Origin of the sequence: Paenibacillus sp. EC2-1 (assembly GCF_049311625.1) — a bacterium.
Classification (GTDB): domain Bacteria; phylum Bacillota; class Bacilli; order Paenibacillales; family Paenibacillaceae; genus Paenibacillus_AQ.
This window is the reverse complement of record NZ_CP186006.1, coordinates 5335180-5352576: the sequence shown is the minus strand read 5'-3', so window position 1 is coordinate 5352576 and position 17397 is coordinate 5335180. Positions and strand designations below refer to the sequence as shown.

13 protein-coding genes are annotated in these 17397 nt (G+C 42.2%); 9 read left to right on the top strand and 4 right to left on the bottom strand.

Translation table 11 applies throughout. The features are described from left to right. Positions 1-2 precede the first annotated feature (2 nt). Together ACK8P5_RS25050 and ACK8P5_RS25045 are read left to right on the top strand one after the other, a co-directional pair. Entirely contained in the window at positions 3-776 is a 774-nt protein-coding gene (locus ACK8P5_RS25050; protein WP_422658883.1) for a response regulator transcription factor, read from the top strand. Positions 777-793: 17 nt separating this feature from the next. Continuing rightward, positions 794-2509: a cache domain-containing sensor histidine kinase gene (locus ACK8P5_RS25045; protein WP_422658882.1), complete on the top strand. Its 1716-nt coding sequence runs from the start codon at positions 794-796 to the stop codon at positions 2507-2509. Between the two features lie 63 nt (positions 2510-2572). Here the strand turns inward: ACK8P5_RS25045 and bsh are convergent, their stop codons facing one another. Both bsh and ACK8P5_RS25035 read right to left on the bottom strand, forming a co-directional pair. Next, a complete protein-coding gene (gene bsh / locus ACK8P5_RS25040; RefSeq protein ID WP_422658881.1) occupies positions 2573-3562 on the bottom strand; it encodes a choloylglycine hydrolase in 990 nt (329 codons plus the stop codon). 34 nt (positions 3563-3596) lie between these two features. Then, on the bottom strand, positions 3597-4238 hold the full coding sequence (locus tag ACK8P5_RS25035; protein WP_422658880.1) for a GNAT family N-acetyltransferase: 642 nt from the start codon (positions 4236-4238) through the stop codon (positions 3597-3599). An 83-nt stretch (positions 4239-4321) separates the two neighbouring features. Between ACK8P5_RS25035 and ACK8P5_RS25030 the strand changes: the two genes are divergently transcribed. After that, a complete protein-coding gene (locus ACK8P5_RS25030; RefSeq protein ID WP_422658879.1) occupies positions 4322-5191 on the top strand; it encodes a MerR family transcriptional regulator in 870 nt (289 codons plus the stop codon). Between the two features lie 140 nt (positions 5192-5331). Continuing rightward, complete coding sequence (locus tag ACK8P5_RS25025) at positions 5332-7053, top strand: methyl-accepting chemotaxis protein (protein WP_422658878.1); 1722 nt, start codon at positions 5332-5334, stop codon at positions 7051-7053. A 50-nt stretch (positions 7054-7103) separates the two neighbouring features. On the opposite strand, the gene ACK8P5_RS25020 is transcribed toward ACK8P5_RS25025, so the two are convergent. Continuing rightward, positions 7104-7313 carry a hypothetical protein gene (locus ACK8P5_RS25020; RefSeq protein ID WP_422658877.1) on the bottom strand — a complete coding sequence of 70 codons (210 nt, stop codon included), beginning with the start codon at positions 7311-7313 and terminating at the stop codon, positions 7104-7106. Between the two features lie 339 nt (positions 7314-7652). Between ACK8P5_RS25020 and ACK8P5_RS25015 the strand changes: the two genes are divergently transcribed. From ACK8P5_RS25015 to ACK8P5_RS24995, 5 genes are all read left to right on the top strand, one after another. Next, complete coding sequence (locus ACK8P5_RS25015; protein WP_422658876.1) at positions 7653-9158, top strand: malate:quinone oxidoreductase; 1506 nt, start codon at positions 7653-7655, stop codon at positions 9156-9158. A gap of 196 nt (positions 9159-9354) precedes the next feature. Continuing rightward, positions 9355-10095, top strand: a complete 741-nt coding sequence (locus ACK8P5_RS25010; protein WP_422658875.1) for a hypothetical protein — start codon at positions 9355-9357, stop codon at positions 10093-10095. An 18-nt stretch (positions 10096-10113) separates the two neighbouring features. Continuing rightward, the gene (locus ACK8P5_RS25005; protein WP_422658874.1) at positions 10114-11193 is read left to right on the top strand and encodes an ankyrin repeat domain-containing protein; all 1080 of its coding nucleotides are present in this window, start codon (positions 10114-10116) and stop codon (positions 11191-11193) included. Positions 11194-11383: 190 nt separating this feature from the next. Then, positions 11384-13495, top strand: a complete 2112-nt coding sequence (locus tag ACK8P5_RS25000; protein ID WP_422658873.1) for a TerD family protein — start codon at positions 11384-11386, stop codon at positions 13493-13495. Positions 13496-13517: 22 nt separating this feature from the next. After that, positions 13518-13841, top strand: coding sequence for an MGMT family protein (locus tag ACK8P5_RS24995; RefSeq protein WP_422658872.1), 324 nt, complete (start codon positions 13518-13520; stop codon positions 13839-13841). 50 nt (positions 13842-13891) lie between these two features. Here the strand turns inward: ACK8P5_RS24995 and ACK8P5_RS24990 are convergent, their stop codons facing one another. Then, positions 13892-17071, bottom strand: coding sequence for a beta-N-acetylglucosaminidase domain-containing protein (locus tag ACK8P5_RS24990; RefSeq protein ID WP_422658871.1), 3180 nt, complete (start codon positions 17069-17071; stop codon positions 13892-13894). Positions 17072-17397: the final 326 nt, after the last annotated feature.

The window sequence follows — 17397 nt, the reverse complement described above, 5'->3', positions numbered from 1 at the left end:
CCATGTACAAGCTATTATTAGTGGATGATGAAGCTATTATTATCCGAGGGATTCGCTCATTTGTTGATTTCGATGCGTTGTCGATCTCCGAAGTATTTGAAGCTTCAAATGGGGAGTCCGCGCTAGATATTTTCAAAGCACATGAGCCTGATTTGATTTTAGCCGATATTAATATGCCCAAAATGAACGGTCTTGATTTTGCCAGTGCCGTAAAAGCCTTGAAGCCAAGTGTAAAAATTGCTCTGATCACAGGTTACGATTATTTCGATTACGCAGTCACTGCATTAAAAGCGGGAGTTGACGACTATGTCTTAAAGCCCGTTTCCAAAAAAGACGTTCAACAAACATTACAAAAACTGATTGCCAAAAGGCAACAGGCAGATAATGATATCGAGGTATCACGCATCGTTCAAGATCTAAAAAAGAATAGCGATACGATCGATGACACGGGATATAAAGCAAAAATTATGCAAGAGATTGAAGACAACATTGCGAATGTTGAATTCTCATTATCATATTTAGCCAAGCAGCTAGCGCTTAGCACGTCCTATCTAAGCAGCTTGTTTAAACGTCTGTATGGTCAAACTTTTCAAGAATATATGATCACAATCCGGTTAGAGCGTGCCAAAATTTTGCTGCTAAGTACGCATATGAAGATTTATGAGATCGCTGCTGCTGTTGGTTTCGAAGATCCCAATTATCTGAGTGCTTCCTTCAAGCGGAAGTTCATGCTATCTCCTAATCAATTCCGCGAAAAAGCGAGAGAGCAAGGATGAGTAAATCTCGATTCCACATGCTGAAAAAATTACGTGTGCAAATTGCCCTTCACTATGTTGTCGCGAGTGTTCTGACACTGCTCGTTATTGGAATGATCTTATATCAGAGCATCACATCCATTGTTCAAAAAGAAGCTACAACGAATACCGAAAATGCAGTAGAGCAAAGCGGTATGTACATTGACCTCTATATTGACCGGCTTAAAGCCGTCTCACGAATGCTTGCTGAGGACCCGCAACTGGTCGGTTATCTTTCGGATAAGGAACGCGATCCGCAAGTGAAAGAAAAGATTCTCTCAACCATTAATACGACCATGGCTACCGATTCCTTCATGGAGTCGATTGTCATTGTGAGTAAAGATGGACAGATTATATCGAATGAGACAGGTCTCTCGATGAGCATGTCCGGTAATATGATGAAGGAAGCATGGTATGTATCTGCCATTCATAGTGGCAATATGCCCGTGCTGACCTCCGCCCGTATGCAAGGCTTTAGCATGGATAAAGACAATTGGGTCATTTCACTTAGTCGTGAGATAAAGAATGAGCAGGGGAGAAATATTGGCGTTCTTCTGATTGATGTTCAGTACAAAGTGATAGAGGATTATTTGGCGAATCTAGATCTCGGTCATACGGGATTCTCATTTATACTAAATGCAAAAGGCGAAGTTGTGTATCACGAAGATCCGGCTTATTTTCAAAATGAGACGAAGCAGCAAGCTTTACAGACAATCGCCCGTAATCCTGCTGCATATGATGCCCATGAGCGTACCTTAACACATACGTATTCTATGAAAAATGCCGATTGGATCTACGTGGGTGTCTCGTCACAGGATGAGCTTGCTGCGATCAAAGATAAGCTCTTTCATATCTTTATTCTGGTTGGATTGGGATTTCTGGTCATTGCGACCGCAAGTGTCGTTATCTTTACCGGACGGATTACAACACCTTTTCGGAAATTAGAGATGGCTATGCAAGAGATTGAGCAAGGGCTCGTAGAAATACCGGTTGACCATCGAGGTTGTTATGAAGCTCAGAGTCTTTCTAGGCATTTTAATAGTATGATCCTAAAGATCAAGAAACTGATGCAAGAAATTACGGATAAGGAAAAAGATTTACGGCGCTCGGAAATCAGTACACTTCATAGTCAGATTAATCCGCACTTCTTGTACAATACACTCGATACCATTGTATGGATGGCTGAGTTTAATGATAGTGAAAAGGTAATTGAGATTACGAAAGCATTAGCCCAGTTCTTCCGTCTTTCTCTAAGTGGTGGGAACGAGCTCACAACAGTAGAAAACGAACTGGACCATGTAAGGCAGTATCTGTTTATTCAAAAGGAGCGTTATGGCGAACAACTTACCTACACCATAGACTACGACCCTTCCTTACTGCAGATGAAGATGCCTAAGATTCTTCTGCAGCCCATTGTGGAGAATGCGTTATATCACGGAATTCGTGGTTTAGAACGGCAAGGCGTAATTGAGATTCGTGCTGAGGCAAGAGAACAGGACATCGTGTTCACCATTCAAGATAACGGTGAGGGATTTGATGTTAACAACTTGCAGCAGAACACTTCTAGTAGAACGACAAAGCTTGGCGGTGTTGGGATCAAGAATGTGGATGAACGAATTAAACTATATTATGGTTCTGCCTATGGTGTAACGATTCAGTCCGATAGCAGCTATGGCACGATGGTTCAGATTATCCTCTCGCAAACCTTAGAATAAAAAGTAACACCTTCAAGATGGAATCCTTATCATTCGATAGGGTTCTACCTGAAGGTGTTTTTATTAATTTTGGAAGTGAATCGATTGAGTATCTAGGTATTCAAACACTTTGATCTCATGACCATTTAAATCCTCATGGAACATGTTAATCGCATTGATCTGACTATTGTTGTACGTTGTGTAGTAATACTCGCCGCTTTCCAGACACATGCAAGACGAATACACGGTAATGAATGGCTTGTCCTCTTGTGTTAGAACAGAGCCACTTATAGGGGCAACGTTGTTGAGGATATGAAAAAATTCTGAAATTGTAGATTCTTTCGTATGAAGGAATGCGGCATGACTCTTGAGGAAAGCAGATCGAACAAACCGGGATGAAGGGTAAAAGTCACCGGGAATTCCCTTTAGTCCCAGGCCATTACCGATCGGTTCTAATGGCTGCCTGTGCCAAGTCGTATTATCCGGCTGAGCAGGTGATAACGCCACATATTGATTCAAATTCATAAGATGCCAATCAAATGAAGGTTGGTTCGTTAACACGCCAACTTTATTATCATATACAGCAAGTCTTTCAGCCGTGATTTCAATAACAATGGAATCATCATTCGAATCATGAACCATCCAGTGAAGGGTTGGAACAGGCAGATTCGGAGCAAAGGGCTTATTGACTAGATTCACATTCTCTATAGCAGATTTAACTTCAGAAACAGATTCAAAGTTGGATAAGATCCAAAGTATGACATCGTAGGGGCCTAAGTTTACTTTTCCAGATATACACTGATCCTCATAATGGGCAAAGCCAAGAAAGTTAAGCCCTGTACATGCTAATCCCTTCTCATTCATACCGTCTGCGAGTAGTGGATGGTTATCCTTCTTCATCCCCATACCTATTAATGCATATTTCGTGTGGTTAGACTCACCACTCCCTCTATTGTCCCAATTGAAGTTTCTTGGAACAAACATGACGGATTGATTGAATTCATATTCGATATCCATATTCCTGCCGAAAAAATGAAAACCGTCTTTACTTGTAAGTGTTAATGCAGTGCACATATGCTGCTCCTTTCTTGCTGAAAACGTCAGTACATTAATTGGAAATCTGATAACCGTATAAAAAAACTTGTAGACCAATTTGATGGGGGCCGAGTAAGATTTCTTTTTCATCAAGACGTTTAAAGTTCTGGCTATCATAAAATCCAAAGTTACATCGGTTATCTGTATACACGTAGATCGATTCGACATCCATTCCTCTCATGTAATCGGATAAATGATGTAGTAGTGTCTTTCCTACCCCAAGCCCTCTTGATTCATTTGAAACGATGAACAACTCAATGAATCCTTGAAAATCTCCTTCTTTTCCTTGCATTAACGCTTTATACGTACTTTGAACCTTCATTAGTTCTTTAGCGGCCTGTCTATTTTTCTTGTTGGCCATGATGATTTTGAAGAGCGTATTCATAAGTTGTACAATATTATGGGTTTTAGCTAATCGATGTTTATCTTCTTTAGCTTTCCCAAGAATAATACCAATAACTCTGTTATTTTTAACTGCGACTTTACTGAATGAACTGCTTCTTATGCAGCTTTGCAAGTAAAGGTCCAATATGACGTTAAGAAATTTTCGATCTTGAATAAGGTCATGAATACCGAAGGCCTCATTAATTAATATTTTGATCGGTTCATAATCATCCTTTATGATCTCCCTATAGATAACCTCAGACTTAGACATGTTAATACACATTCCCTTCGAATATTACTCTTTATATCAATGAGCATAATGTCTACCCTAAGGGGAGAGTCAAGAATGGGCCTATGAGGGAAAAAAAGGAGGTAATTCATTTGAAAAACAAAAACCTATTCTCAATCGGTGAAGTTGCCGAATTAAAAGAGATATCAATAAAAGCACTACGCTATTATCATAAAATGGACATTTTGGTGCCCGCATATATTGATCACATGTCTGGTTATAGGTATTATTCCCTCGATCAATTAATTTATATAGATATCATTAAAGGCTGTCGTTCTCTCGGTGTAAGTATTAAAGATCTTCAAGAGATTTTTCGAGAAAGTAACACGGATAAGTTAATTAAATTTCTGCAGTTGAAAAGACAAGAGGCAGAAGAAAATCTGCAAAGAATGAAAGAAGTTATTCAAAATATTGATAACCTAAACAAGAATGTCGAGTCTTCTAAAAAAATGATCAATCAGGATCAAATTGTTGTTCGATATTTTGAAAAGCGTTATGTTTTAACATCTCCATGCCGGGAAGCCGGAAATCTCAAAGAGATGCTCTATTATTTTGATTTAGAGAAAATTATAAGGGAACAGCAGAGGAAGATGACTATGGAAAGAGGTATTTTATATAGTCTGAATGGAGAAGGGGAACTTGAACCTCAGTATGTGTTTCATGGTTTTGAAGGGGACGATAAAACGGCAGCTGATTCGTCTGTGCAAATTCTTCCGGAAGGAAAGTATATAACGCTCACTTATCGTAAAGAGAACGAAGAAGAAAGAGTGACAAAAATACTAAATTATATCGAGAAAAACAGTTTAAAAGTCCAAAATTACATCGAGGTAGAATTATATAATGATTTATTTGCTATAGATTCGTACAGTTGTCAAATTCAAATGTTAATCGAAAATGATGAGCTGGATGAGGGGATCATAACACTACAGATCTAGGACAAGTAAGAGCTAAATAGAAAGCATGAGAACACCGATATAAGAATTAGAGCAATAGCGCTTACACAGTATAAAACATCCACTATATTCGGTTTAGGTACTCGTGTATGGAAGTATCAAACCGTCAGAGGAGAACGACATTGAAACGTTTATTTGATTGGAGCTCGACCTTGTCCATTCGCACCCGTCTTTTTGTTCTAACCATGATCATTTTGGTCGGTTCCTATGTAGTTTTGGGTTATCAGCAAGGTGTGAAGATGACGGCGGTAATTGAAGGGGAAGCATTACAGAAGGCACAGTCTGACTTGTTAACGGGGATGGAGATCATAGATGCGAAATATCCTGGCTCTTGGCAAGTAAAAGAGAATAAGTTATACAAGGGCGAGACGCTGATTAATAATAATTATGAGATTGTCGACGCCATAGGTCGATTGACGAATGGGGATACGGCGACTTTATTTCTAGGCGATACACGAGTAACTACGAATGTTGTTGTAGATGGAGAACGTGTTATGGGAACGAAAGCGTCAGATGAAGTAGCTCAGAAGGTTCTACACGAAGGACAGGTTTACCTAGGTCAAGCCAATGTCGTCGGGCACACGTATCAGGCAGCCTATATGCCTATCAAAGATTCCAGTGGAAAGATTATTGGTATGTGGTATGTAGGGGCACCTGATGCCGATGAACGCATCCAGCAGTTAAAGATGGATATGATGCTAAGGATCGTAATTGAAGGATCGATTATTCTACTTATCGCATTCTTGCTGTTTTATGTTCTTACTCGTCCTATGATTCAGCGGATTCAAACTTCGGCTCAAAGGCTTCAAGTTGTAGCAAGCGGTGATCTTACAATAGAAGACATAGAGATAAAGAGTAAAGACGAAACAGGAATGCTGATGCGGGCGATTAGTCAAATGTCCAAGGATTTAAGTATCGTTATCAAGCAGGTTAAAGAAGCTTCATTACTGGTTTCATCTTCTTCACAGCAGCTATCTGCAAGTACAGAACAAACGAGTGAAGCGAGTAGACTGATTAATCTGGCTATTCATGAAGTTGCAGTCGGAGCGGAAGAACAATTGTCCAGTATTACACATTCAACAGAGGCTGTACTTGAAATATCGAGAGGGATGGATCAAGCTGCTTCAGCTATACAAAGTATGGCGGATTCCTCAGCAGAGGCGAACGGTAGAGCCAAGCTCGGGACCGAGGTTATATCGCAGAGCATTCAGCAGATGAATCTTATTCAACAAACCGTTGAAGAAGCTTCGAACGTGATTCACGCGTTAGAAGGTAAATCGAAGGAGATTGATGAGATTACCGTTGCTATTACAGACATTGCGAATCAGACACATTTACTCGCTCTCAACGCTTCTATAGAAGCAGCACATGCAGGTGAACATGGTCAAGGATTTGCAGTAGTAGCCTCAGAAGTGAGGAAACTCGCGGATCAGTCAGGACAGTCGGCAGAGAAAATTGGTGGACTCATTCAACAGATCCAAGCTGACGCCAATAGAGCAGTACTTGCAATGAGCCAAGGAACAAAAGTAGTTCAGCAAGGGCTTGATCAAGTACAGCAATCAGGAATCGCATTCCATGATATTGCCAATACCGTGGGAGAGATTTCATCACAATCTCATGAAGTTTCAGCTATCGTAGAACAAGTGCATGCCAATTCACACGAAACGGTGAGTATGATGGAGCGGATGACTGAGATCATACAGGAATCCTCGAACAATACGCAAAGTGTGGCCGCTTCGCTTGAAGAGCAGGAAGCCTCCAGTGAGGAAATATCGGCAGCAGTTGCTCATTTAAGCGTTATGGCTGATGAACTGCAGCTGTTAATTCAGAAATTTAAGGTATAAGGTATTAGAGAAAATGCGAAGACCCTACCGGATAAAGGTAGGGTCTTTTACTACTTATCACCATTACCATACAGTAATAATGCGGTGAATATGAATGACAGTAGTACAACGAGAAAAGAACCGACGATTTCAAGAATATTAAGGTATGGATCAACAATACCTAAGGAGTAGAATGGAATATTTTTAAGAAGGAAAAATAAAATTTTGAAAATGCCCCAAAAAACAAGGATGCGTATGGTCCATGTTCTCATGTTATTCATTTTGCCGCCTTCTTTCTCTGTACAGGTTAAACACCATTATACATATATAACCAAGTCCAGATGACACCTCTGAGGTTGATTTTAAATATGGTAATAATATGAGGTTAAAACCATATTACCCATGTATTCCTCTTGTTTAGGGGCTGAATTCACGCTTGTTAACGGCACCAATATGGAATTGCTAAAAATTTAACGGCTTTTAAATAGGATATAACTATCATATAATAGTAAATATCTTCATGTATTTCATCCAGAAAAGGTGTACGAGGTAGCTGTGTAACCTAAGCAGGAGAAGAGCTACATCTTTTCTCAAAATATTAACGTGTAAGGACGGTAAAAATGAGTAGCAAACAAACCGAAACAGACGTTATCTTGATTGGTGCCGGTATTATGAGTGCAACATTGGGAACACTGCTGAAAGAATTAGCACCGGACTGGAAAATTACAGTGTTTGAGAAGTTGGCAAGCGCAGGAGAAGAAAGCTCGAACGAATGGAATAATGCGGGTACGGGGCATGCTGCTCTGTGTGAGCTTAATTACACGGCAGAACGACCGGACGGAACCGTAGATATTAGCAAGGCTATTAAGGTGAATGAACAGTTCCAAGATTCAATGCAGTTCTGGTCTTATCTTGTAAATCGTAAGCTTATTCGTAAACCGCAAGACTTCATCATGTCATTGTCTCATATGAGTTTAGTACATGGAGTGAAAGATGTAGCATTTTTGAAAAGACGTTTTGACGCGATGTCCCAAAATCCTCTGTTTCAAGGCATGGAGTTTTCCGACGACCCGAGCAAACTGAAGGAATGGATTCCGCTCATTATGAATGAACGGACATCGAGTGAACCGATCGCAGCAACAAAAATAGACACAGGAACAGACGTTAACTTTGGTGCTTTAACACGAATATTATTCGAGCACTTAAAGAAGAAAAAGGTCGACATCCGTTACAAGCACAGTGTTGAAGATATGAAGCGTAACAGCAATGGTTCGTGGGAACTGAAAGTACGAAATGAAAGCGGTAATATTGAACGCCATACCGCTAAATTCGTCTTTATCGGTGGAGGAGGAGGAAGCCTCCCTCTACTTCAGAAATCGGGTATTCCTGAAGGAAAGCATATCGGAGGATTCCCAATCAGTGGGTTGTTTATGTCATGTAACAATCCAGAAGTTATCGCGCAGCATCACGCCAAAGTATATGGCAAAGCTAAGGTTGGAGCGCCTCCAATGTCTGTACCGCATTTGGATACAAGATTTATTGATAATAAGAAATCATTACTCTTCGGGCCGTTTGCAGGTTTCTCACCGAAGTTCTTGAAGACGGGTTCGATGTTTGACCTTATTGGCTCCGTTAAGCCGAATAATGTGTTCACCATGCTCGCGGCAGGTGCTAAGAACCTTTCATTAACCAAATACCTTATCCAACAAGTGCTGTTGTCTAAGGAAAAGCGCATGGAAGAGCTACGTGAGTTCATTCCCAACGCTAAGAGTGAAGACTGGGATTTAGTTGTGGCTGGACAACGTGTACAGGTAATTAAGGACACGACCACGGGTGGTAAGGGTACGCTTCAATTCGGTACAGAAGTGGTCAGTGCTTCTGACGGCTCGATTGCAGCATTGCTTGGTGCTTCACCAGGAGCCTCTACTGCCGTTTCGGTTATGGTTGAGGTTATCCAGAAGTGTTTCCCACAACATTTAAAGTCATGGGAGCCTAAGATAAAAGAGATGATACCTTCTTACGGCGTATCTCTCGTGGATGATCCCGAGTTGATTCGAGAAATTCATACTTCAACGACGAAGGCTCTTGGTCTAAATGGCAAATTACCATTACAGATTGCACGCTAAATACGTGTTAGACAAATAAGATTTAATATTAGGGCTTTTCCTCTTGGGAAAAGCCCTTTTTGGTATGAAGAAGAATGCAGTATGAGATTCAGTTTGAAACCAAAGCCTCAGTAATCATTATACAAATTGTGGTAAAATAACATGTGTTTATTTAATAGAGAAGAGAACGATTACACATAAAGGGGCGCTGAATTATATGTATCTTGTATCTCAGCCAAAGCCACTATCAGATCATCAGAAACAATTACTAGAATGCGAATATATTATTTCTTTTCCGCCAGGCTATGTCCAGTTTATGCGCCGATTCGGCGAAGGCGCCTACAGCGGGTGGATGAATGTTCATCTCCCGGATTCCGAGGTGCTTAAGCCTTTTGTGGAGTACGAGTTGTGGGAGCATGATGAGGATAGCCCAATTACAGCGCAGCAGATTGGAGAATGTATAGCAGTAGGCACCACCGTGGACGGGGATTTTCTGGCGGTGCATCCCGAGGTGGAGCAACTACTCTGGTTGCCTCGCCACTCCGACCATATAATGGCGCTAACGTTACAGATGCAGCAGCTGGATGACGACATGGGTTATGTCACTGTTTTGAATGATATATACCGACAGTCGTATGGATGTGTCCAAGAAACACCTATGTATTATGAGCCATGGTCAGGATCACGGAATCACCTCTTTTTACGTTTGCCACCTGGGAAGAATGAGTTATCACTACCGGTGCTGGCTAACATGTGCCAGGAGGAATTCGCACCGGATTTATCTATTGATACAGAGTATACTTGCTACCTGTTCTATCAGAGCCTAGGCGGGTATGTAAGGTTTAATTATGCCAATCAGCAAGAGGTGGCTATTATGTATGAGCAGGAAGTACAAGAAGTGTTTGATGTTATGAAGAAGTGGCTCTTGATGAAGGGCTGTGAAAGGTACAGTACATAGAGTAGGAGTGTATACAGGATGATTAATCTGAAAGATATCGGGAAGTTCGAGACGCTACCAGAAATCGGGATGCATATCTACAAAAACAATATTTCAGAGTTACAGGCTGCAATTGAAGCGGGATGGGATATAGAAGAGAGAATCACGCTAAGTGAGCATACAAGTTTAAGTCCACTCGATTTGGCGCTCATATGTCAGAAATTCGATGTGATTAGGTTGCTTGTGGAGCAAGGCGTTAACTTGAATGTTCCTCAGAATCCGTCATTCTTAAGAGCAGTACGCTACTGTAATGACAAGATCATTCGATATGTTGTAGATCACGACGCCAGAATGGATATGCACAATCACGTCGGATCAAATGCATACTCCCAAGCCTACTATGGTAACAAGAGCAATATTCCACTCATTCATGAGCTGGGATTAGATATCAAGCTGCATGGCGGTGAGGTATTGCGTCAAGCCGTGTCCAATCATGATATCAAGACCATAACGTATTTACTCGATCATGGAGTAGACATTAATTATAATCAGCCGGACATGGTCTATCCTTACCGAGCGACCCCTCTAACCGTTGCAGCAAGAATGGGAAATCAAGCGATGGTGCTATTTTTAGTTGAACGCGGCGCAGACATCACTCTAGCAGAGAAGGACGGCGAGCGAGCCTATACCATTGCTGTAAGCAATAAGGATAAGGTTATGGCAGACTACTTAAAGTCGCTGGAGCCACCAGCGTTTCATGATATAGAAAACAGAAAATATGAACTGAGAAGATATAAGCTAAATGACGAGCTTGTCCGCTTTCTTTCCGGAGATAATCTACGGCTAGAGCTCTCCGATAATGAATATGACATCCGGTATATCGATTTTTTCACCTTGAGCGATACGATCGAGATGAAGATTGGTCGGCAAAAGTTGCTGCGTTTATCCGCCAATATCGACAATTATTCGGATCTGCTGTTGGTGTGGAACCCGAAGAAGAAGGGAATGATCGGCTGTTATGACGTGGAGCATGAGACGTATGCCGATCTATGCAGCTTTACACAATTTCTCAAACAGCCAGAAGTGTACCTGATTCAGTTTCTTGAGGGAGAGTTGTAAACGATCTAAACTTAAGTTTTCCATGATCGTAATACTTTCGCCCTGTTGGCTTGCTCTGAAGTATGGGATGATCAGTGCATCAAAGTTCGGTTATACGGACTTGGATCTTTGACCTTCAGGCTATTGTGATCCTTCCTTCTATCTAAATTGGTGCATGAATTTAGGGATATGGCTTTCCTGGACTCTTTTTATGATGATCAATACGATCTACTTACGAAGAGCGAATAAACTAATAGTTAATGAACAATCTGGGCCAGATCAACTCTCGAAGTCTTTTTTGGCAACAGCGATGAAAAATATAGAAACACTTGGATTTACGTTGTCCCATGAATTATTGAAAGTCATGCGCACTTTACCCAAGGATCATTTTGAAGTGTTATACAATCAACTTATTACAAATTTAAAGGTGATGGTAGGCGCGCATGTAAAGTATAAGCCGATGTATCCAGACTTCCCTGTGCAGGTGATGGATGCCGATGAAGCGGAGTTGTATCTAAATGCGATATATCATTATTGTACTTGTGACTTGCCTGCGCATCTGTCGGCAGAGAGACCTCCACTACAAGATAAGGTCAAACTGAAAGTGATTAATCTTGGAAGTGTCGCGGAGTTTCACACCATGATACGCCAACTTATAGAAGCTAAAGTATCGATCTCACAGACTGATAAAGAGGATATTGATGCGGCGATCGAGTGGGTGAACCCAGACGATCTGGATGATATTCTTCCATCGGAAATTCCGTTCAAGGAGAATGTGGGCTTCGTAGTAGCTTCATTATTGAAGCATGATAAGGCAAATTTAAATCGGGTTGGAAGTTACTTCAAGACGGCGACGGATGTACTTCGTCTGGCTGTAGCCTGGTCGGATGGCGATGTCAGTCTGGCTGAGGCCATACGCTTCCGTAAATTTAAGCGGTCCGAGAGACGATTATTACTCGGATTGCTAGAGCAGTGCCATTCCATTACGGAGGATATGTTGAGATATAAGGATCGTTGGATTCGATTAGGTGAAATACTACATCCTTCAGAGTATAAGCATCGCTTTAAGCGCTGTGAGGAAGCTTTCGATATTTTGCGCAATAACAAACCCTTTGCGACCTACAATGGGAGTGTGGAACTGGCATTCCAATATGATCAGGTCTGGACCTTAATTGATCTATTGATGAAGCGTCCGGGTGAGTATGCAAGAAGATTGGATCAGTTATTGCGATCAACTGAGCATACGGAGTACGTTGTGCTTGCATTCGGTGAAGTGGCTGATCAAGTATCCACACCTGTGTTATTGCAAGTGAAGAATCATTTTACCCGCCGTCAAAAGTCTAGCAAGCCTGAGGATTTGCGCGTCTTTTTCCCGAAAGGAAATGTTGCCAAGGCCTTTGCTATCCCTAATACACTTCCTGAGATTCAGGAGGAAGCATGTCAGGACATCGTGCAATTATGCGAGCAGGTGCTCATCAAGCGGTTCTCTGAGCTTCCGCCTCTGGGTAAGGTTTATGTGGATGAACATTTGAAGGACTATCATGTGCCATTCTCGCAAAGATCGGCTAGCAAAGCGCTGCATACGATTGTTCGCGGAAGTCGTGTGCCGATGGCAGAGGGAGACACGATTCGATTCTTCAACTGGTGGAGAGAGGGGGACGTGAATGGCGAGCATACAGGCCGCGTAGATATTGACCTTTCTGCCGTGATGTATGATCAAGATTGGAAGTATGTTGAGCATATTTCTTACACGAACCTGCGATCTTCCCATTACCAAGCCATCCATAGTGGAGATATCGTGTCTGCGCCACAAGGAGCATGTGAATTCATCGATCTGCATATTCCATCTATCATCCGTCATGGCGGACGTTATATTGTAACGAGTCTACATTCCTTTACGGATCAGCCGTATTGTAATCTTCCAGAGTGCTTCGTAGGTTGGATGATGCGCAAAAAGCCTGGATCTGGGGAAATATTCGAACCTTCAACGGTAAGTAATAAGATCGATGTCGCCGCTGATTCGCAGATTGCCATTCCTGTCATTCTTGATCTGGTAGAACGTACCGTGATCTGGACAGACCTATCTCTCACGAGACATCCTGATTACTATAATAATGTGGAGGGGAACCAGAAAGGGATGGTCCTGATTGGCAAAGCCATGACGAATCTACGGAAGCCAGACTTGTACGATTTGTTCATGCTTCATTCCAGGGCAAGAGGGGAGATTGTTGATACAGCCGATCAGGCGGATATCATATTTTCCGTGGAGAATGGAGTTACTCCATTTGATATCGAGCTCATTATGAGTGAATATATAGTATGAATGATCAAGAGGGCGTGATCTAGTGAATCCATTTACTTCAAGAGTGATTGATATTATAAAGAGTATCCCACCCGGCTATGTCATGACATATGGTCAAATCGCTGGAATGGCTGGAAGCCCAAGAGGAGCGAGGCAGGTCGTAAGAATTCTGCATTCCATGAGTAGCGCATATGGGCTACCATGGCATCGGGTCGTGAATGCTAAAGGGGAAATTGCAATCAAGGATGATGAGTCTCGCTTTAAGCAGACGATTTATCTAAGTGATGAAGGGGTTATACCCGGTAAAGATGGCTTGATTGATCTTGAGAGATATCGATATGTACCGGTTGATATGAGCGAACGATAAAAAAAGATAGAAAGAGCGCTAAGCTCTTTCTATCTTTTTTGCGTTACATGCTACTCAATAATTTTGGATGCTACGGCTGCTAAGTCCATAATATCAATTACATTGTCATGGTTCAGATCATATTTCTTCACTTGTTCCCAATCTGGGCTAGATGATGTCTTACCGTAGTGGGCGGCTACAATGGCAAGATCCCCGATACTTACCTTGCCGTCATTATTAATGTCTTCTGGACGTTTGGTAATCACAGATGCTTTAAACTGCTCAAGGGCTTGCTGCAATGCTTCAATAGCGGAAAGAACCTGCGCTTGAGTTGCATTGGCGTTGTTCATAACTTCTTGAGCAGCATCAATTGCTGACTGAAGCCGTAGCTTCGATCCTGCAGGATACTGACCTGTCTGAGTGCCTTCAACAGCTGTATCATGTACCTTTTTCGCTTCAAGGATCAGGTCATTCAATTGTGATTTATCTGCAACAATTGGATCGATGTGAATAGGGAAGGAAGACAAGGCAATCTGCGTTTCGACGCCCTCCTGGTTTGCCACGGTTGCATTTGTGACGGAGAGTACTCCGTCTGTTGGTTCTGCTGTGCTTTTTGCCTTAAAAATAAGCTCAAGTAGCTGTTCGTTACCTGTAATGCCCTGTTCAGCCCCTAGACTTCCTGCAATAAAACGAAGCTTACCCGGTGTTTTGGAATCCGTATTGAGTAAGCTTACTCCTTCCAATAATGAATCGGCCGATACAAACTCCATAATTTCCGGATTGTAGTCCATAGAGATGTCCTCTGCAAATACAGAATCTGTGATATTTCCAACTCCTAGTTGCACCGTGAAGTTTTCCCCTGCCTTGACGGTATCCTCCCCTGTCATCACGACAGTTGGTACCTTTGGAATTGCTGTGGAAGTGACCGTGAATTCTCTGATGATGACCCAATAGGTCTGTGCATTCGTTACTCGAATTCGAACAAATCTGGCTTTTTGATTGTCTACCGGAACACTGACTTCAGCTTTCTCCGATAGATCAGCGAGCTTAATCCAGTTGGCTCCATCTACGGAATATTCAAGAACACCCCGACGGATGTAGTCGTTCATACTGCCACTCTTACCCATAAGCACTTGTACATTGGATACGTTCCGAATTTCATTCAGATCAACCCCGGCCACATCTCCTACAGCGGGACTGTTATCGCTCCAGAAATACGTATTCAGGTTACCGTCGAGCATTTTATCAGGCGTATTCGTCTGGTATGTCCCCATCGTTACAATCGGAAACGGAGTTGATGTTCCAACACCAAGCCAAGTATCGTTCTCACGAACTGCACGTGCGAAGAAGTCGTCAAACACTTTATTTGCCTTGGCCTTTGTAATTAATTTGATCTCGGACGTCAGTTTAGATAATTCAGTTCTATGCTGTGCGGACTGCTGCTTACTATTGCGCTTTTGAGACAATATCATCTGAGTTGCTTCGACGCCTGCTTTTCCATACAGTTCATATTTCTTCAAATAATGCTCAGTTTCTTTAATAAAATTGGCATTATTTAAGCTACTGCGCAGAATAGAAGGGGCCTGCTCTAGCTTAGTGAATTCGGAAGTGAGCTGGTTTGCTACATTGGTTAAGCTTCCACCACCAATAAATGTACTCCAGAGGTTATCGATTAAAGGGGATAGGGTCAGTGCTTCCTTAGCATTAAGCGGTGACGAGTAGTTGTTCTCTGCAAAAGTCTTCAGTGCATTCGCGGCATCTCCACCGAATCTCTTAATGCTGAGCGCCCAAGATGTTTCAGGATTGAATGTTTTCGGATTCCACATATAATCAGCAATTGTAAAGAGCGAAATTTTAGATGCCTCTGCCTCATTCATCGGATTGGAAGTTAGGCCAATAATTCCATGATCAGCAAGCCCTGCATCACGGTTGTATAGTGGACCTAAGAAAAGTCGATCCCGTGCGTAGTCATTCACCGGATAGTTATCCCAGACTAGTAGATCGTGCTTATAAATAGCTTTGGCCTTATCGACATCGGATACAGAGATTCCAGCAGGTACTACGGCAGGTCCCGTCCACTGGACAATAATGCTTGGATCAACGAGCGTAGCAAAGCGGTTAATATAAGCGGTTGTTGTAATATTTGAATAATCGGTTGGAACGGTAATCAGACGGTGTGCGCCTGGATGGGTGTCGATAAACTCTTTTTTGAAGCGATTGAGGAGGAATGCTTGTGCCGCGGCTACAGGATTTGTATCGCTGTTGAACGCCGATCTATCCGCGCTACACCGAAGTGATTTTTCAATGTCGTCGAGGAATAGAGCAAAGGATCTTATGCCAATATCCCACATGGCTTGTGCTTTATCCTTAAGCGCTTGGAAGTCAGCATCGCTTGAGAAGCAGACGGTGTTACCTGGAGAAATTGCGAATGCCAATTCCACATGATTCTGCTGAGCCTTTTGTACAAGTTCAGAGATCTGCGCTAATTTATCCGCAGGGTAAGGAACACGCCATTGTTCCCGGTGGTAGGGATCATCTTTGGGCGCATAGATGTACATATTCATCTTCTGTTGTCCATAGAAGTCAAGCTGGCTAAGTCGGTCCTGATGGGACCAAGGATCACCATAAAAGCCCTCTATAGATCCACGCCACTCCATTTTTGGCCAGTCTATGACGGTAACAGCAGGGATGGTATGTGCTGAATCTTTAGGTGTAATAATCTGGCGGAGCGACTGTGCTGCATAGAAGGTTCCGGTTGGTGTACTGCCTGAAAGTACAATTTTTTTGTTTCCACTTTGATCTGCTCCAGAAGCCAAGACGTAACCATCCTCTTTCAGATCAGCAGGAAAGGAAACTCCTAATGCTTCAAGAGCGGAGACTGTAGCTTCGTTTTCTTGTGGCCCACCGACCCATACATTCACTGGCGAACTCGGTGCCTCGTTGTCTGTTACACGCTTAATACTCTGCACTCCTGCATCTCGTAAAATGCCTTCAACGGTTTGTATAGCTGCTGAATCGGTCTTACTCCCTGTGACCAGCCCTACCTCCGTCGGTATGCTGAATCCGTCGCCCTTCCATTCAACAGACTGTGGAATTGGAGAAATTGGAGGAGCTTCACTCGTTGAAGTGTTTGCTGCTGCCCGGGCTACAGTTGGCGTAAAGATGGGAATGGCCAGCGTAATTGCAAGTGCCACGCTAATCAGTTTAAATGTACTTTTGCCAGCCATAGATGGGAGCGAAGTCATTTTCATTAACCACATCACCTCTTCTGAAGAATTTGAAAAGCTGCGAGACTTGTTTCTGTTAGTTCCTAAAATTCTGTACGTGAAAGTCTGTGAGTAACATCATATAGACCCGTAGTAGATCTCATACTCATCTGACAAAAGATCTTATAAAAAGCCATGAGTCAACAATACAGGTAACAGTACATATCCCAATCGAAACAAATATTGTAATTATATGTAAATTAAATCAGTAAACCATTTATTGCCACGTATAGCATAGTGAATCGTGCATATGAATTTGAAAGCGAATACAAATTTTAGAAGGGAGGTCAGATGTATTACGAATTTCGTAT